The sequence below is a fragment of the Streptomyces xylophagus genome (assembly GCF_000716435.1).
GTDB classification, from domain to species: Bacteria; Actinomycetota; Actinomycetes; order Streptomycetales; family Streptomycetaceae; genus Streptomyces; species Streptomyces xylophagus.
Map to the genome: position 1 here is coordinate 16,887 of NZ_JNWO01000005.1, position 17,859 is coordinate 34,745.

At 71.3% G+C, this 17,859-nt stretch carries 13 protein-coding genes; 6 read left to right on the top strand and 7 right to left on the bottom strand.

The annotated features are described in order from the left end of the window. The first annotated feature begins 137 nt into the window (after nt 1–137). A complete protein-coding gene (locus tag OO70_RS11475) occupies nt 138–629 on the top strand; it encodes a molybdopterin-dependent oxidoreductase (protein WP_043667943.1) in 492 nt (163 codons plus the stop codon). On the opposite strand, the gene OO70_RS11480 is transcribed toward OO70_RS11475, so the two are convergent. After that, nucleotides 541–3,282: a molybdopterin-dependent oxidoreductase gene (locus tag OO70_RS11480; RefSeq protein ID WP_043667947.1), complete on the bottom strand. Its 2,742-nt coding sequence runs from the start codon at nt 3,280–3,282 to the stop codon at nt 541–543. The genes OO70_RS11475 and OO70_RS11480 overlap by 89 nt on opposite strands. Further along, nucleotides 3,279–4,103 carry an FAD binding domain-containing protein gene (locus OO70_RS11485; protein WP_043667950.1) on the bottom strand — a complete coding sequence of 275 codons (825 nt, stop codon included), beginning with the start codon at nt 4,101–4,103 and terminating at the stop codon, nt 3,279–3,281. Before OO70_RS11485 ends, OO70_RS11480 begins: the two co-directional genes overlap by 4 nt. A gap of 181 nt (nt 4,104–4,284) precedes the next feature. Here OO70_RS11485 and OO70_RS52315 point away from each other — a divergent pair, with 181 nt between their 5' ends. The 3 genes from OO70_RS52315 (at nt 4,285) to OO70_RS11500 (ending at nt 8,368) form a co-directional block, all read left to right on the top strand. Beyond that, a complete protein-coding gene (locus OO70_RS52315) occupies nt 4,285–6,102 on the top strand; it encodes a PucR family transcriptional regulator (RefSeq protein WP_043667954.1) in 1,818 nt (605 codons plus the stop codon). Nucleotides 6,103–6,128: 26 nt separating this feature from the next. Beyond that, complete coding sequence (locus OO70_RS11495) at nt 6,129–7,064, top strand: LysR family transcriptional regulator (RefSeq protein WP_043667957.1); 936 nt, start codon at nt 6,129–6,131, stop codon at nt 7,062–7,064. A gap of 143 nt (nt 7,065–7,207) precedes the next feature. Next, nucleotides 7,208–8,368, top strand: coding sequence for an NAD-dependent formate dehydrogenase (locus tag OO70_RS11500; protein ID WP_043667959.1), 1,161 nt, complete (start codon nt 7,208–7,210; stop codon nt 8,366–8,368). Between the two features lie 30 nt (nt 8,369–8,398). Here OO70_RS11500 and OO70_RS11505 read toward each other — a convergent pair whose 3' ends face one another. Then, on the bottom strand, nt 8,399–8,794 hold the full coding sequence (locus OO70_RS11505; protein ID WP_043667962.1) for a TOBE domain-containing protein: 396 nt from the start codon (nt 8,792–8,794) through the stop codon (nt 8,399–8,401). Nucleotides 8,795–8,892: 98 nt separating this feature from the next. On the opposite strand from OO70_RS11505, the gene OO70_RS11510 reads away from it, so the two are divergent. Then, the gene (locus OO70_RS11510; protein WP_043667964.1) at nt 8,893–9,483 is read left to right on the top strand and encodes a DUF1707 SHOCT-like domain-containing protein; all 591 of its coding nucleotides are present in this window, start codon (nt 8,893–8,895) and stop codon (nt 9,481–9,483) included. Here the strand turns inward: OO70_RS11510 and OO70_RS11515 are convergent. From OO70_RS11515 to OO70_RS11525, 3 genes are all read right to left on the bottom strand, one after another. Next, nucleotides 9,461–9,982 carry a hypothetical protein gene (locus OO70_RS11515; RefSeq protein WP_043667967.1) on the bottom strand — a complete coding sequence of 174 codons (522 nt, stop codon included), beginning with the start codon at nt 9,980–9,982 and terminating at the stop codon, nt 9,461–9,463. The two genes, OO70_RS11510 and OO70_RS11515, sit on opposite strands and share 23 nt — an antisense overlap. A 517-nt stretch (nt 9,983–10,499) precedes the next feature. Then, entirely contained in the window at nt 10,500–12,455 is a 1,956-nt protein-coding gene (locus tag OO70_RS11520) for an APC family permease (RefSeq protein WP_043667970.1), read from the bottom strand. Between the two features lie 424 nt (nt 12,456–12,879). Further along, nucleotides 12,880–14,484 (bottom strand): Na+/H+ antiporter, encoded by a 1,605-nt coding sequence (locus tag OO70_RS11525; protein ID WP_234336825.1) that lies wholly within the window; start codon nt 14,482–14,484, stop codon nt 12,880–12,882. A gap of 152 nt (nt 14,485–14,636) precedes the next feature. Here OO70_RS11525 and OO70_RS11530 point away from each other — a divergent pair, with 152 nt between their 5' ends. Further along, complete coding sequence (locus OO70_RS11530) at nt 14,637–17,150, top strand: ATP-binding protein (protein ID WP_043667973.1); 2,514 nt, start codon at nt 14,637–14,639, stop codon at nt 17,148–17,150. Here OO70_RS11530 and OO70_RS11535 read toward each other — a convergent pair. After that, nucleotides 17,128–17,637, bottom strand: coding sequence for a hypothetical protein (locus tag OO70_RS11535; protein ID WP_043667975.1), 510 nt, complete (start codon nt 17,635–17,637; stop codon nt 17,128–17,130). The two genes, OO70_RS11530 and OO70_RS11535, sit on opposite strands and share 23 nt — an antisense overlap. Nucleotides 17,638–17,859 lie beyond the last annotated feature (222 nt).

Sequence of the window (17,859 nt, forward strand, 5' to 3'; positions counted from 1 at the left end):
CCGCGATGATACTGCCGCATATGCAAGGCATAAGTCTCCTGTCGCATCGCATGAGCTGCACTGTTCGCTTGTGGGGTGTGCATGTGCGTTTGTACGGGAGTGCCGTCCGGGTACCACATTCCGGGAGGTGATGGCTCGTGACGCTCGCGCAGCTCGACCTGACGGGGGACCTCGCCCGACCCGCCCGGCTGACCGTGCCGGACCTGTTCGACTGGCCGCTGCACCGGGTGCGGGTCAGCTTCGAGTGCGCCACCAGCGGCACGCAGGTCCACCGCTTCGCGGGACCTCGGCTCTACGACGTCCTGTCCTCGGCCGGTCCCGGCTTCGACCCCGTCCGCCGCAAGGACCGGCTGCGCTTCCTCATCGCGGTCAGCGGTGCGGACGGGCACCACGCGCTGTTGTCCTGGGCCGAGATCGACCCCGACTTCGCTCATGCCCCTGTTCTGCTCGCCGTGAGCATCGACGACACCCCCCTCGACCGTGCCGGGCCGCAACTGGTGCTTCCACAGGACCGTTGCGGGGCCCGGCACATCAGTGGGATCAGTGCGATACGGGTGGACGGCGGGTACGGCGCGGCGACTTGGCCAGTGCCAGCCACACCCGGTCGCGGGTCAGCGGAAGTTCGGTGAAGCGGACCCCCGTCGCGTCCCGCAGCGCGTTGGCGAAGGCGGGCGCGACCGGGTTGAAGGGGCTCTCGCTCATCGACTTGGCGCCCAACGGCCCGATGGCGTCCGCCGTTTCCATGAAGTGCACCTCGGTGCGCGGCACGTCCGCGTACTGCGGCAGCCGGTAACGCCGGAACGCTGCCGTCTCCACCGCCCCGTGCTCGTCGATGCGGACGTTCTCGAAGAGGGTCGCGCCGAGCGCCTGGGCGACCCCGCCCTCGACCTGGCCCCGGCACTGCATCGGGTTCATCACCTTGCCCGCGTCGGCCGCGTGCACACTGCGCAGGATACGGATCTCGCCCGTGTCCGGGTCCACGGCGACCCTGAACCACTGCGCGTTGAACGCCACCGAGCGGGGCGTCCCACCGAAGTGCCCGTCGGCGGTGAACTCCACCCCGACCGCCGCACCCGCCGCGTGCAGCTCCTTCAACGACAGACGGCCACCAGGGTGCAGTACGGCCTCCTCCGCCAACCGGCAGTCCGCGCGCGGGAGTTGCAGATGGGCGGCGGCGAAGTCGAGCAGCTGGTCGGCCAGGGCGCGGGATGCGCGCAGGGTGGCCTTGCCGGCCACCACCGTGCCCGTGGAGGCGAAGGCGCCCGTGTCGTGCCGTACGACGTCGGTGTCGGACTGGCGGACGGTGATCCGGTCGACGATGGTGGCGAGTTCACCGGCGGCGATCTGGCGGTGGACCGTGGTCGTGCCGTTGCCGAACTCCGCTGTGCCTACGGCGAGATCGAAGCTTCCGTCGGGGAGGAGGCTCGCCTTCGCGTCGGCGATGTGGCCGCCGGGCGGCCCCGTCGCGATCATCGCCAGGGCCGCTCCTTCGCCCACCAGCCAGCCGTCAGGGGCCGCGTCCCAGGGCTCGGTCTGCGCGCGGCGCACGATCGACACGCACTGGCCGAGGCCGTAGCTCGCGATGTGCAGATCCTCCTCCTCGCCGCCGGGGGAGAACATCGCCTCGCCCGGGCCGATGATGTTCTTCGCCTTGAACTCCAGCGGGTCCAGACCGAGTTGGCGGGCCAGTTCGTCGAGGGCCGACTCCACGGCGAACATCACCTGGCCGAGGCCGTAGCCCCGGAAGGCGCCCGCCGGGACGGTGTGCGTGTACACGGAGAAGGCGTCGACCTTCTTGTGCGGGGCGCGGTAGACGGCCATCGACTCGCCGACGCTGTGGAACATGACGGCGGGGCCGTGGTTGCCGTAGGCGCCAGTGTTGGAGACAACTCGCAGCTGGAGCGCGGTGAGTTGGCCGTCCCGGCGGGCGCCCACCTTCACGTTGATCGTGAACGGGTGGCGGGTGGTGGCGCCGTAGAACTGTTCGGCGCGGGTGTACTCCAGTTTCACCGGGCGGCGCAGGCGCAGGACCGCGAGGGCCACGATGTCCTCGACGAGCATCTCCTGCTTGCCGCCGAAGCCGCCGCCCACCCGGCCCGCGACCACGCGTACCTGTTCCTCGGGGAGGTCGTACAGCGCGCACAGGGCGCGGCGGGTCAGGAACGGGGTCTGTGAACTGGTGCGTACCGTAAGCCTGTTGTCCTCGTCGAACCACGCCACCGCGCCGTGCGTCTCCAGGCTGGCGTGCTGGACGCGCTGGGTGCGGTAGATGTCCTCGTAGACGGCGTCGGCCTCCGCGAAGCCCGCCTCCACGCTGCCGATCTCGCCGTGCGCCTCGCCCACGACGTTGTTCTGCGGGCGTGAAATGCGGGCCGTGGCAGCGTCCTTGTCGTGGACGACCGGTGCGCCCGGGCGCATGGCCTCCTCCGGGTCGAGGACGGCGGGCAGGATCTCGTACGTCACCTCGATGCGTCGGCAGCCCTCCTCGGCGGCGGCCTCGCTGTCGGCGACCACGGCGGCTACGCGTTGGCCGATGTAGCGGACGGTGTCGTCGAGGACGCGGGTGTCGTCCGGGTCCTCGGTGGGGTGTTCGTGGCGGGCTGTGGAGAAGTGCCGTTCGGGGGCGTCGTGATGGGTGAACACCGCTTGTACGCCCGGTACTTGGAGGGCCGCCCTGGTGTCGATCGCGGTGATACGGGCGTGGGCGTGCGGGGAGCGGAGGAGCTTCATGTGGAGCAGGTCGGGGATGTCGACGTCGAAGGTGTAGCGGGCGGTGCCGGTGACGACCTGGGGGCCCGCGGGGGCCGGGAGGTTGCGGCCGACCGCCTCTCCCGCGCTGGGTGCTTCGGCGTGGCAGACGCCGCGTACCGCGTCCTCGATGGCGCGGTAGCCGGTGCAGCGGCAGAGGTTGCCCTTGAACGCCCGGGGGAGGTCGGTGAGTTGGTCCTCGTTCAGGGCGGCCGTCGTCATCAGGAAGCCGGCTGTGCAGAAGCCGCACTGGAAGCCCTGCGCGTCCAGGAACTTCCGCTGTACCGGGTGGAGTTCGCCGTCCTCGGCGGCCAGGCCCTCGACCGTGGTGACGGCGCGGCCGTCGGCGCGGAAGGCCGGGTAGAGGCAGCTGTGCACCGGTTCGCCGTCCACGTGGACCGTGCAGGCGCCGCAGTCGCCCGCGTCGCAGCCCTTCTTCACGCCGAACCAGCCGCGCTCGCGGAGGTAGGTGCGCAGGCACTGACCCGGGCGGGGTTCTTCGCCGAAGGACCGGCCATTGACGTCGATCTTCATGCTGCCGTCTCTCCCAGCTCCCGGCGGATCTCCTCCGCGTAGTGGAACGTCATGTGCGCCCGCCACTCGGGCAGCCCGTGGATGTCGTCGAACCACTCGTCGTCCGCTACGGCGGTGGCGATCGCCGTGCGCAGTTGCTCGGCCGTCGGTGGGAGCGGGAACGACAGGCGGATGGGGCGGACCGTCGACGCGGTCACCGTCAGTGCGAGTGAGCCGTCGAGCGGGTCCAGGGCGCCGATGACCAGGACTCCGGAGCGGCCGAGGCCGTAGAGCGAGGCCTGGCGGAAGGCCGTACGGGAGGCGAGTGCCTGGGCCGGGACGGTGATCGAGCGGAGCAGTTCGCCGTCGGCCAGGTCCTTGCGGCCTGCGCCGGTCACGAAGTCGGTGACGCGGACCCGGCGGCGTACGCCGTCCTGGGCGAGCAGCAGGCACTCGCCGTCCAGGGCGGCCGTGAGGGAGATCATCGGGCCTGCGGGCAGGGCGTTGCAGAGGTTGCCGCCGACGGTCGCCATGTTCCAGATCTTGAAGGAGGCGAGGAAGGCGCGGCAGCACTGCTCGAAGAGCGGGGCCGCCGCCTCCGCCGTCAACTCCTTCGCGAAACGGGAGAGTTGGGCGATCGTGCAGGTGGCGGCGATTTCCAAGGAGCCGTCCGGGAGGCGTTCTACCGGCGTCCAGCCGGTGCGGCTCAGGTCCACCAGGCGGCGCAGGTGCGGTTGCGGCTCGGAGAAGAGATACGTGCCGCCGCCGAGCCAGGCGTCGCCCGGCCGCCAGGGTGTCGGCTGCCGGGCGTCGAGGATCTCGGCCACCGTGTTCAGGTCCATGACCGCCAGTGAAGCAACGTGGACCCGGTCGGGACGACTGGTTCACAGCACGGAAACACCGACGTTCCAGAGCCTCACCATGGAGGATCAACCAAGAGGCGTTTCGGTCGATTGGTCTTGCACTTACCATGCAATCACTCGTGTTCACCTGGCGAATGCGAGATGCGAGGAGCCGGAACCCATGCACGTCGAACACCTCCTTCAGGACGAGTCCCTCGGCCTGCGCCTGCTGTGGGCCGAGGACGCCCAGCTGGCCCGGGAGATCAGCGGAGTGACCGTGACCGACCTGGAGGACCCCGCGCGGTTCGTGCGCCGGGACGAGGTGGTGCTCAGCGGGCTGGTGTGGTGGTCCGCCGAGGACGGGCCCGGGCGGGCGGAACGATTCGTCTCCGCGCTGCGCGGTGCGGGGGCCGCCGCGCTGCTCGCGGGGGAGGAGACACACGGCTCGGTGCCGGACGATCTCGTCGAGGCCTGTGTGCGGCACGGGGTGCCGGTGGCCGCCGTACCGGCGCACATCATGTTCCGCGCGATCACCGACACCGTGTACCTCGGGCGGTGGGGCGAGCTGAGCCGTCGGCACGCGCTGCCGGAGAACGTGCGGGGGCGGCTGAGTCGGATGGCCGCGCAGGGGGCGGGGCCGGAGGCGATCGTGGCGACCGCCTTCGCTCACCTTGAGCGGGCCGTCGCGTATGTGCTCACGCCGTCCGGGCGGACGGTCGCGGCCACGCCGGGTGCGGGGGCGATACCGGCGCGGGAGGCGGCTGCGGTGCTGACGGAGGCCGTGCCCGTCGACGCCGACGGGGTGTCGCCGTACGAGCGCTGGCATCTCTACCTTCCCGACCCCGACGACGCGCCGCCGCGCATGGTGCACGAACTCGCCTCGGTGCTGGGGCGCTGCCAGGAGGCGCGGGTCCGGGCGCGGGCCGAAGAGCGGCAGACGGCCGATGAGTTGGGGGCGTTGCTCGCGGTGCCGGGGGCCGATGGTGCGGCTGTGGTGGCGGCACTGCGGGCCTGTGGGCTGCCGGACGCGGGGCCGTATCGCGTGCTGGTCGCGGAGACCGGGGCGCGGCGGGCGGGGCTGGCCGAAGGGGCCTTGGCTGAGGCGGTCGCGCATGTGGTGCAGGGGGAAGGTGCTGCGGGGCGGACGGCGGACGAGGCCGCGTCGACGAGTGGGCGGGCGGGGGCAGGAGGGCGGTTGCCGGAAGGCACGGCTGTCGGAAGGGCTGCGCGGCCGTTGGCGGAGGGCGGGGTGACTGCGGGCGGGGCAGCGGGAGCGGTGCCGGGGGCGAGGGCCGGCCGGTCGACGGACGGCACGGTCGTCGGGGGCGCTGCGGGACGGTCGCGGGACGGCGCCCCGGTCGCGGGGACTGCGGGACGGTCGCCGGCCGGCACGGTCGTCGCGGGGGCGGGTGAGCGGGGGTTGGACGGCACCGGGCTCGCCGATGATCTGGTGCCGGGAGCGGGTGCCGTGGGGCGGTTGCCGGACGGTACCGCGTTCGCGGTCGTGGCCGGGGGTGAGGCCGACGCGCTCCACGAGGTCTGGTCGCTCGTCGCCGGGGCCGAAGCCGCCGTGCCGCTCCACGGCGGGACCGGGGCGCCCGTAGCCGAGGCGAAGGAGCTCAACGGGGCGCTGGCGCAGGCGCGTTACGCGCTGGCCTCGGCGCGCAGTACCGCACGTGACGGCTCGGCGCTCACCGACGCCTCGACGCTCACGGGACTCGACGCGCTGCTCACCGGTGTTCCGGCCGAGGTCCGTACCGCCTACAGCAGGACCGTCCTGGGTCAACTGCGGTCCAACGCCGTCCTGTTGGAGACCCTGGAGACCTTCCTGGCCTGCGACGGCTCCTGGGCGCGGACAGCGGAGGCCCTGCATCTGCACGTCAACACCGTCCACTACCGCATCGGCCGCATCGAGCACTTCACCGGCCGCGACCTCTCCCGCCTCTACGACCGACTCGACCTGTGGGCCGCCCTGTTGTGCCGGACGGATGCGGCTTAGCCTGCACGTTCCAGGGGAGGTTGGGCATGCTGCTGCGTCAGCTGGAGTACCTCGTCGCGCTCGCCCGCGAGCGGCACTTCGCGCGCGCCGCGGCGGCCTGTTACGTCTCGCAGCCCTCGCTGTCGGCCGCGATCCGGCGCCTGGAGCACGAGTTGGACGTGCCGATCGTGCGGAGAGGGAGACGGTACGAGGGGCTGACCCCGGAGGGCGAGGTCGTGCTGGCCTGGGCGCACCGCATCCTGGCCGAACGGGACGCGCTGCACCAGGAGTTGTCGGCGCTGCGAGGTGGTCTGACGGGCACGCTGCGACTCGGTGTGGTGCCCACCGCGCTGCCCGCCGCCTCCCTCCTCACCACCCCGTTCTGCGAGCGGCATCCCCGGGCCCGGGTCGCCCTGGAGTCCCTCTCGTCCGTCGACATCACCCACGGGCTCGCCGAGTTCGAACTGGACGCGGCGATGACGTACCTGGACGACGACACCCTGCGCAACGTCCGCCGCCTCCCGCTCTACGAGGAGCGGTACGTCCTCCTCACCCCGGTCGACGGGCCACTCGCCGGTGTTTCCAAGGCCAGTTGGGCTCAGGCGGCCACGCTTCCCCTCTGCCTGCTCAACTCGCGGATGCGCAACCGCCGCATCATCGACGAGTGTTTCGCCGCCGAGGGCGCGACGGCCGCCCCGGCGGTCGAGTCGGACAGTGTCGCCGGGCTGTACACGCTGCTGCCCGGCGGCCGTTGGTCCAGCGTGATCTCGCACGCGTGGCTGCACATGTTCGACGTACCGGAGGGGATGCGGGTGGTGCCGCTGAACGGGCCCGCGCACGGGCCGCGGGTCGGACTGGTCGTCGCCCGCAGCGAGCCCCAATCGGTGCTGGCGGAGGCGCTGTTGAAGGTGGCGCGGGAGGCGGGCGTACGGGACGCGCTCGACGAGCTGCTGCACACCTATCTGGGCGACGGCGGACGCTGACAGCCGTTGATAGGAGCGGGCTATGTCGGCATAGCAACGTTCGCTTTGACCAGGGCGATTCGCTCCGAGGATCGTGAAGTGCGTCTTCAGACAACGGAGTTCCGGAAACGGAGTTTCCGACAACGGAGTTGAGGAGCCGCGACATGGCCAAGGTTCTCTGTGTCCTCTACGACGACCCGACCGACGGATACCCGACCTCGTACGCCCGCGACGACCTGCCCGTGATCGACCACTACCCGGGCGGCCAGACCACCCCCACCCCCGAGGCGGTCGACTTCACCCCCGGGCAGCTTCTCGGCAGCGTCTCCGGTGAACTCGGCCTGCGCGCCTACCTGGAGGCGGCCGGGCACACCCTCGTCGTCACCTCCGACAAGGACGGCGAGGGCTCGGTCTTCGACCGGGAGCTGGTCGACGCCGACATCGTGATCTCGCAGCCGTTCTGGCCCGCGTACCTGACGCCGGAGCGGATCGCCGCCGCGAAGAACCTCAAGCTCGCGGTCACCGCCGGCATCGGTTCCGACCACGTCGACCTCGACGCGGCGATCTCCCACGGCGTGACGGTCGCCGAAGTGACGTACTGCAACAGCATCAGCGTCGCCGAACACGTCGTGATGATGACGCTGTCCCTCGTGCGCAACTACCTGCCGTCCCACCAGGTGGTGCTCGACGGCGGCTGGAACATCGCGGACTGCGTGGCGCGTTCGTACGACCTCGAAGGTATGCACGTCGGCACGGTCGCCGCCGGGCGGATCGGGCTCGCGGTGCTGCGGCGGCTCGCGCCCTTCGACGTGAAGCTGCACTACACCGACCGGTACCGACTGTCCGAGGACGTGGAACGGGAGTTGGGGCTGACCTGGCACGAGAGCGCCGAGGACATGGTGCCGCACTGCGACGTCGTGACCATCAACGCGCCGCTGCACCCGGAGACCGAGGGGCTGTTCGGCGACAAGCTGCTCGCGCAGATGAAGCGCGGCGCGTATCTCATCAACACCGCGCGGGCGAAGATCGTCGACCGGGACGCCGTCGAACGGGCGCTGCGCAGCGGGCAGTTGGCGGGTTACGCCGGTGACGTGTGGTTCCCGCAGCCCGCCCCGGCGGACCATCCGTGGCGGACCATGCCGCACCACGGGATGACTCCGCACATCTCCGGTTCGTCGCTGTCGGCGCAGGCCAGGTACGCGGCGGGGACGCGGGAGATCCTGGAGGCGTTCTTCGCGGGGCGGCCGATCCGGGACGAGTACCTGATCGTGGACGGGGGTGCGCTGGCGGGGACCGGGGCGCACTCCTACTCGGTCAACAAGTGACCCGGTGACGGACGGGGGCCGCCGCGCGCCTCACACCCGGTCGATGTGCACGTTCGTCGACTTCACGCGGGCGGTGGCCTCCATGCCGACCTCCAGGCCGAGTTCCTCGACGGCCTCGCGGGTCAGCAGGGAGACCAGGCGGTGCGGGCCCGCCTGGATGTCGACCTGTGCGGCGACGTCGCCGAGCTTGATCGCGGTGACGATGCCGGGGAACGCGTTGCGCACCGAGGTGTAGGAGGGGTCCTCCTCGACACCGCCCGCCTTCGCCAACTCGACCGAGAACGCGGCCAGATCGACCCCGTCGATGAGCCGGCGCCCGCCCTCGTCGCGGTGGGTCGTCACCCGGCCCGCGTCCGCCCACCGGCGCGCGGTGTCCGGACTCACGCCGAGCAGCCGCGCCGCCTGGCCGATTGTGTAGGACTGCATACGCGCCACCCTAGGGGCAGAAACGGAAGTCGGTGGACGGGGGGTTGGCTCTGGGGTATAACGCGATATAGCGCCAGGCCGTCTATCGGGGTGAGGGTATGTCGGGTGAGCTGACGAGCACGACCGGGTTGCGGGCCTCGCATGCGGACCGGGACCGCGTCGTGGACGTGCTGACCGGCGCGGCCGGCGACGGACGGCTGACCGCCGAGGAGCTCGACGAGCGCGTCGAGGCCGCCCTGACCGCCCGCACGATGGGGGAGTTGGCGGTCCTGACGGCCGACCTGCCGGCGGTGGCGGGCGCGACCCCGGTCGAGGTGAAGGACGTCGCCCGCATCGAGCAGAACGGCGGTTCGACGCGGCGCGGTGACGGCTGGGTGGTGCCGCGCCGGCTGGAGATCCAGTCGCGCCTGGGCGATGTGACCCTGGACTTCACCGAGGCGGTGATCACCCAGGGCACGCTGCGCATCGACCTGGACATGCACCTCGGGTCGCTACGGCTGCTGCTCCCGCCGGGGGTCGTGGTGGACACCGACTCCCTGGTGCTCAACTACAGCAAGGTCAAGACGCGCGGGCCCGGCGACACCGGGGCACCGGTGGACCTGCGGATAGAGATCGCCGGGCAACTGGGCTTCGGGAAGGTCCGGGTACGCCGGACGCGGCGCGCGGTCAGGAAATCCCCGACGCCCTGAGGACCGACCGCGCGGTCTCGTCGTCGATCAGATGGCCCAGGTGACGCCGGACATCGGTGCCCTGGCGCAGTGTGCCGCGTTCCATCGAACGCCGTATGCCCGTGTCCAGCTCGTGCCAGAGCAGGGGGTTGGCGACCAGGACCCGGGGGTCCAGTTCGAGCCAGTGTCCGTGCGCGTCCCGCAGGACCAGGCGCGCGGACACGTCGCCGTACTGTCGTACGACGGTCAGCGCGTCCGTGTGCACCGTGCGCCGCAGCAGCGGGCCGTCCACGGTGAGCCAGCCGGGGCCCGCGGTGACCCGATGCGGCAGCAGTACGGCGAAGAGCGTCGCCGACAGGGCGAACCACAGCAGCGCGCGGGTCAGGGTCAGGGTTCCGGCGTTCCAGTCGACCAGCAGGGTCATGCCGAGGAAGCCGAACGCACAGCCCGTCGCCAGCCGGGCGTCGCCACGCCAGTGGCGGTCGCCGGCCGGGTCCGGTGGGAGGGTGCTGTGCCGCATGAGGCCGACCGTAGGCCGCCGCGCGTGCGGTGCGGGGGCCGCTGACGGGGCTCTTACACTGCGGGACCGGATTTTGTCGTGTCTCTTACGGTGCGGGCGCGGATGGGATCGACGGGCGATCGGTGGGGGCGCGTGTGCGGCGAGGGCGGTGCCGTTGGGTGGTGTGCGTGTGCGGGGCGCCGGCTGCGGTTCCGTCGGCCGGGGTGTAGGCGGGTGAGCGGTGAGGTAGGTGCTGTTGGCTGGTGTGCGCGTTGCTCGCGGTCCTGCCGGTCGGCTGGTGTGCGCGGGTGGAGGGTGTGTTTCCGTCGGTTGGCCGGTACGCGGGTGTCGCCCGCAGTCCCGTCGGCCGGTGTGCACGCGGGTGAGCGGCGAGGTCGGCCTCGCCGGCCAGTGCACCCGCGCGGGCTGCCGCCCGCGTTCCCGCCGGCCGCTGTGTGGACGCGCGCGAGGTCGAGGCCGTCGCCCCCCGCCACCCCTTGCCCACGCGCGAGCGCCGAGCCCGGCGCCCGCCCCCCCCTCAGCCCGTGTGCACCCGAGGCCGCCTCGCCCGGTCCGGTTCCGCCTCGCGCAGGACCTCTCGGGTGACCGGGGCGACCTCGCCCTGGCCGAAGAGGAAGAAGCGGAGGAAGTTGGCGAACGGATTGCCCTCGGTCCACTCGAAGTACATGTGCGGGATGCGGCCCGTCGTGTCGCGGACGTTCAGCATGAGCGCGGCCAGGGCGTTCGGGACGGACGAGGACTCCAGGGTCAGCACCCGGTAGCGGTTGTGGAGGACCTCGCCGCGTACGGTCAGGCCCGCCTCGAACTCGGAGGCGTCGAGGACCGTCACCTCGACGAAGACGAAGTCCTCGCCGGGGATGTCGTTGTCGGTGCGGATCTGCTCGATCTTGTCCCGGTACTCGGCCTTGTCGCGCCGGTCGGGCTCGTTGGCGACGAAGCGGATCTTCCGGCTGGCCATGTCGCGGATGAATCGTTCCGCCATGGGGTCCAACTGCACGCTCGTCACGCGCAGTTCGAAGGCGCGGGCCAGCCGGGACAGCAGGGAGACCAGGATGATGCCGGCGATGAAACAGGCGCCGATCTTCACACCGTCGGGGCGTTCGATGACGTTCACGACGGTGACGTAGAGGAGGACCGCGGAGACGATGCCGAAGACGACGGTCCAGTTGCGCTGCTGGGCGCGGCGGGCCGCGATGGTCACCGCGATGGCGGCGGAGGACATCAGGACCAGGACGCCGGTGGCGTAGGCGCCGCCCTGGGCGTCGACGCTGGCGTCGAAGATCCAGGTGACGAGGAACGCGACCAGGGTGAAGACGATCACCATCGGGCGGACAGCGCGGGCCCAGTGCGGGGCCATGCCGTAGCGGGGCAGATAGCGCGGCATCAGGTTGAGCAGGCCGGCCATCGCGGAGGCGCCGGCGAACCACAGGATGGCGATGGTGGAGAGGTCGTAGACCGTGCCGAAGGCGTTGCCGAGGTACTCGTGCGCGAGGTAGGCGAGCGCGCGGCCGTTGGCCTGGCCGCCCGCCTTGAACTCCTTCTCCGGGATCAGCACGGTGGTGATGAAGCTGGTGGCGATCAGGAACACGCTCATGATGAGCGCGGCAGTCGTCAGCAGCTTCTTGGTGTCCCGGATACGGCCCTTGGGGTTCTCGTGGGTGTCGTCCGGGTCGCCCTCGACGTGCGGCATGACGGCCACGCCGGTCTCGAAGCCGGAGAGGCCCAGCGCGAGCTTGGGGAAGACCAGCAGGGACACGCCGATCATCGCGAAGACGTTGCCGTGCTCGGTGGTCAGGGCGCTGGTCCAGTCGGTGACGACGTGCCCCTCGGTGACCACGTGCCACATGCCGACGATCACGACGACGACGTTGAGGCTCAGGTAGGCCGCCACCAGGTACACGGCGACACCGATCGCCTCCAGGAAGCCCTTAAGGAACACCGCGCCGAGCAGGGCGACCAGGATCAGGGTGATCAGCATCTGCTTGTCGTGCAGCATGCTCGTCAGGTGCGGGTTCTCCACGAGGTGGGTGGAGGCGTCCGCCGCCGACAGGGTGATGGTGATCAGGAAGTCCGTCGCCGCGAACCCGAGCAGGGTCAGGACGAAGAGCTTGCCCTTCCAGAACGACAGCAGCCGCTCCAGCATCGCGATGGAACCCTCACCGTGCGGGCTCTCCTCGGCGACCCGCCGGTACACGGGCAGGGCGCCGGCCAGGGTGACGATCACGAGCACGATCGTCGCGACGGGGGAGAGGAGTCCGGCCGCGAGGGCGGCGATGCCTGGCTGGTAGCCGAGGGTGGAGAAGTAGTCGACGCCGGTCAGACACATCACCCGCCACCAGCGCTGGCCCTGGTGGGCGTGCTGCTCCGGTTCCGGCGCGGCCTGCGTGGCGTGCGTGCCGCCCTTGCCCATGTCGGCCAGACCCTCCAGCATCCAGGCGCGCATACGACTGGGAGGGTGTTCGGTGGTGGCCATGGGCGTGCTCCTGGGATGCGGGTCAGCGTGTGGGTCTCCGGCCATCACGCGGACGGCGGCACCAGCGTAAGCGGAGAGTGACGCGTGGGCCCATGGATGACGGGGCCTTCGGCGTCAATCTTGCGTTAAGACTGGCCGGGTTGGTGGAGGTGGCGCATCAGGAAAGGGGGGATGGGGCTGGTTGGGGGTGCGTTGGGCTGTATGGGGGATGGGGAGGGGGTGGTCGAGGGGTGGATACCCAGCGTTACGGGGGTGAGGGGCTGGTGTTTCCTCGCCTACGAGCTCGGGGGGTTCCCTTGTGTGGCGGGTGCGGGTGCGTTGTGGCTGGTCGCGCCCGCGCGGCGGTAGCCGCACATCAGATACAGCCCCGCGCCCCTAGGGGGTGGCGGGGGCCGGAGTCGGGTTGTGGTCGAGGCTTGCGAAGTCACACGTCCGCCAACCTCGCCTCCTCCAGGTCCAACGACCGCTGGAGCCTCCTGCGCGTCGTGTCGCTGATGGCGTGGTCGTCGTAGAGGCGCTGGAGTTCCACCGCCTCCACGGCGATCAGGTCGCGGCGGAGTTGGCGGTAGACCAGGTCGGCCGATTCCGTGTGGGAGGCGTGGCCGTTGTTCTCGGAGAGGCGGTCGCGGGCGTCGTCGAGGCGGGCGTTGAGGCCGCGGCGGAGGCGGTCGAGGACGACGTCGGGTACGGCCTCCAACTCCGCCAGTTCGTCGAGGCGGCGGATGCCCGCGTCGGCCAACCGGCAGCGGGCGGAGGCCTCTTCGCGTTCCGTGTGGTCGGGTTCCAGGGCGATGCCGGAGCGGCGGACGACGGGGGCCAAGGTGAAGCCCTGAACCACCAGGGTGACGACCACGACCGACGTGGTGAGGACCAGGACCAGGGGGCGGTCGGTCAGTGTGGCGCCGGTCTTGGTGACCTCCGGGATCGACAGGGCCGCCGCCAGCGGGAGGACACCCCGGGTGCCTGCCCAGGTCAGCACCATCGGGACCCGCCAATTCACCCTGTGCACCCCGCCCTTGCGTTGTACGACCGCCGACAGCGGGGCCAGCCACAGCAGTCGTACGGCGATCAGGGTGCCCGCCACCGCGAACGCGTACAGCGGCCACGCGCGGTCGCCGTCGGACAGCGCGCGCACCTGGGCCGGCAGCGCCAGTCCGATGAGCGAGAACACCACGCTCTCCAGCAGGAACACCACCGTGCCGTAGACGGCGTGCAGTTGGAGCCGTATGCGGGCGTTGGTGAGGCGGTCGCCGCGACCGCCGAGGACAACTCCGGCGACCACGACCGAAGTTACGCCGGAGGCGTGCGCGCCCTCCGCCAGGACGTAGGCCGCGTACGGGGTGACCAGGGCGATCACCGTCTCCAGGACCGGGTCCTCGGTACGGCGCCGGATCAGTGTCACGACGTAGGCGACGGCCGCTCCGATGACCGTGCCGCCGCCCGCGAGCACCACGAACTCCCCGCCTGCCGCACCCCAGTTGGCCGCCGCCGAGGCCACGGCGACGCTCACCGCGACCCGGAACAGGACCAGCGAGGTCGCGTCGTTGAAGAGGGACTCCGCCTGGACGAGTACCTGGACCCGGGGCGGCAGCGCGAGCCGTCGGCCTAGCGCGGTGACCGCGACCGGGTCGGTGCTGGCCAGGACCGCGCCGAGCACGAACGCCATCTGCCAGGAGAGGGGGGTCACCGTCGACGCAACCCAGCCGACCGCCGCCGCCGACGCGAGGACCAGGCCGATCGCGAGGATTCCGACCGGCTTCCACACGGCCTTCAGCTCGCGCCACGACATGTCCTCGGCGCTGGCGTACAGGAGCGGCGGCAGGACGACCAGGCCGATCACGTCGGGACTGATCTCGATCGCCGGGGTGCCCGGCAGCAGGGCCACGGCGAGACCGGCGACCACGAGCAGGGAGGGCGCGGGAATCCGCCACCGGCGCGCGAACGTCGCCACCAGCGTCGCCAGCACCACGAGTGCGAGAACCGTACCGACGCCGCGCATGCCGTCCCCCTGGGGCTTGGACGAGCCCATGTGGACTCCCCGCCGACCAGACTTCCCGGCACACCGCGCACACCCTAACCCGGCCAAGGGCCGTCAAGACAGTGTCAACGTCCTTGAGGGCGGCGCCAGGGACGCATCAAGAAGCCTGCCCGGAGGCCCGCGGAGCGCTTCTCTGGGAGGCGATGGACGACGTACTGCGACGCGGACGGCTGAAGGTCTACCTCGGGGCGGCCCCGGGCGTCGGCAAGACCTACCGCATGCTCGACGAGGCGCGGCGCCGGGCCGCCCGGGGCGCCGATGTGGTGGTGGGCTTCGCCGAGTGCCACGGGCGTCCGCGCACCGAGGCGATGCTCGACGGCCTGGAGGTCGTCGCGCGGGCCCAATGCGCCTACCGGGGCGGGGAGTTCGAGGAGATGGACCTCGCGGCGGTCCTCGAACGGCGTCCGGAAGTGGCCGTCGTCGACGAGTTCGCGCACAGCAACGTCCCCGGCGGCGGACGCAACGCCAAGCGCTGGCAGGACATCGACGTCCTGCTCGCCGACGGCATCGACGTCGTCACCGCTGTCAACGTGCAGCATCTGGCCTCCCTCAAGGACGTCGTCGAGAAGATCACCGGGGTGCCGCAGCACGAGACGGTGCCCGACGACGTCGTGCGCCGGGCCCAGCAGATCGAGCTGATCGACATGCCGCCCGAGGGACTCCGGCGGCGCATGGCGCACGGCAACATCTACGCGCCGGAGAAGATCGACGCGGCCCTCGCCAACTACTTCCGGCCCGGAAACCTCACCGCACTACGGCAGTTGGCGCTGCTGTGGGTGGCCGACCGGGTCGACGAGGCCCTGCACACCTACCGCGCCGAGCACGCGATCGGCGGGGTGTGGGAAACCCGGGAACGCGTGGTCGTCGCCCTGACCGGCGGCCCCGAGGGCGACACACTCATCCGGCGCGCCGCCCGCATCGCCGACCGGTCCGCCGGCGGTGACCTGCTCGCCGTGCACGTGGCCCGCAGCGACGGTCTCGCCGCCGGGGTGTCGCACGCCTCGCTCGCCCGGCAGCGGCGCCTCGTAGAGGACCTGGGCGGCAGCTACCACTCCGTGGTCGGCGACGACGTGGCCACCGCCCTGGTCGAGTTCGCCCGCACCGAGAACGCCACCCAACTCGTCCTCGGCACCAGCCGCCGGGGCCGGTTCGAGCGGTTCCTGACCGGCCCCGGCACGGGCGAGACGGTCACGGAACTCTCCGGTGACATCGACGTCCACCGCGTCACGCACGAGCGCGCCGGACGCGGCACCCTGCTGCCCTCCCGCCGCCGTACCCTCTCCACGGCACGGCTGATCGCCGGTCCGGTGACGGGACTTGTGCTGCCGGTGCTGCTCACCGTCTGCCTCGCGCAGGTACGCGACACGGTCAACCTCACCAGCGAGGCCCTGCTGTTCCTGCTCGCCGTGGTCGGGGTCGCCTGCATAGGCGGTGTCACCTCGGCGGTCATCGCGTCGGTGACGGCCTCGCTGCTGCTCAACTACTGGTTCATCCCGCCCATCGGGCAGTTCACCCTGGACGACCCCAACGCACTGTTGGCGCTAGGGGTGTTCACGGTGGTGGCGGCGACCGTGGCCGCCGTCGTCGACCGTTCGCTACGACTCTCCCGGCGCTCGGCGCGTGCCACTGCCGAGGCCGAGACGATGTCCTCGCTCGCGGGCAGCATCGTGCGCGGCGGCCAGACGATCCCGGCACTGCTGGAACGCACGCGCGAGACCTTCGGCACGGAGTCGGCCGAACTCGTCGACCGGCCGCCCGATCATGAGATCGGCGGCGGGGTCACCACTGTTCCCGCGGGCCCCGGTGCCTTCCTCGTCCTGCGCGGACGCACCCTGTCCTCCTCGGAACGGCGGGTGCTGGCCGCCTTCGCCGCCCACGTCGGCTCCGCCGTCGAACGGGCCCAACTCGCCGAAGCGGCAGCCGAGATCGAGCCGGTGAAGGCCGCCGACCGGTTGCGTACCGCGCTGCTCCGGGCCGTAGGACACGATCTGCGGACGCCGCTCGCGGCGGGCTGGGCGGCCGTCACCTCGCTGCGCGGGCGGGACGTGGAGTTCTCGGACGAGGACCGGGACGAACTCCTCGCCACCGCCGACGAGTCCATGGCCAAGCTGAACCGGCTGCTGGAGAACCTTCTCGACCTGAGTCGGCTTGAGGCGGGTGTGCTCCCGCTGAACCTGCGGGCCACGAGCCTGGAGGAGGTGTTGCCGATGGCGCTCGCGGACGTGCCCGATGTGGACCTGCGGGACGTGGAGTCGATTCCGCCGGTGCTTGTCGATCCGCCGCTGCTGGAGCGCGTGATCGCCAACCTGGCCGGGAACGCGGCCCGGCACACGCCGCCCGGGCGCCGGGTCATGGTCACCGCCAGTGCGCTGGGAGGGCGGGTGGAGCTGAGGGTCGTGGACCGAGGGCCGGGGCTCCCAACCACCGGGCGCGAGCGGCTCTTTGAGCCCTTCCAGCGGCTCGGTGACACGGACAACACCACCGGGCTCGGGCTGGGTCTCGCCCTGGCGCGCGGGCTCACCGAGGCGATGAACGGGACCCTCACTCCCGAGGACACCCCGGGCGGTGGCCTGACCATGGTCGTCTCCCTGCCGCTGGCCGAATGGGCGGACCCCTCAGCTTCAACAGCGGTGGCTACTCCAGGCCGGACACCTTGAACACGGTCTCCGCGGTCTCGCGCTCGACGCGCTCCGCGATCCGGCGCAGGGCGGTGGCCCCGCAGGTGAGGGAGCCGGAGGTGATCGACTTGCGGGAGTCCTCGGAGATGCGGTGCCACAAGTCCGGGTTGTTCACCAGCACTTCGGGATCGATCTCGACCCGGCCGCCCAACTCGTCCCGCAGCAGCAGCCGTTGGGAGACGCCGTCCAGACAGCGCACCGACACGAGCCGGTCCGTGCGGACGCGTCGCTCGCGCAGCAGTCCGCGCGCGGACAGCCAGCCCTCGCCGGCCCGGACCCGGGCAGGGTAGAGCACCGCGAAGAGCAGGACGGCGAGGGTGAGCCAAAGCGCGCCGCGCCACAGCGTGAAGTGCCCGCTGAAGTGGTCGACGAGCAGTAGGAGTCCGAGCAGCGCGCCCGCGCAGCGGAACGTGTCGCGCAGGTCCCGTGCCCATCGGCGGTCCTCCACCGCTTCCCCGGGTCTCATGGGGGTGACGGTAGAGAGTCCCGGCGTACGGGAGCCGGGCCTTGACGCGACTCTGACGGGCGGCCCGCGCTTCTTGACGCCGTCGCAGCGGGCGAGGGCAGTCGCGCAGGTCACATCGTCGTCAAGTTCGTGTCAAAGAACGCGTGTTCGGCGCGAAGAAGCCGCAAGGAGAAGGAGAAACCGGCGGCGGCGGGACAGAACCTGAAGCGCACCCGCGCGTTG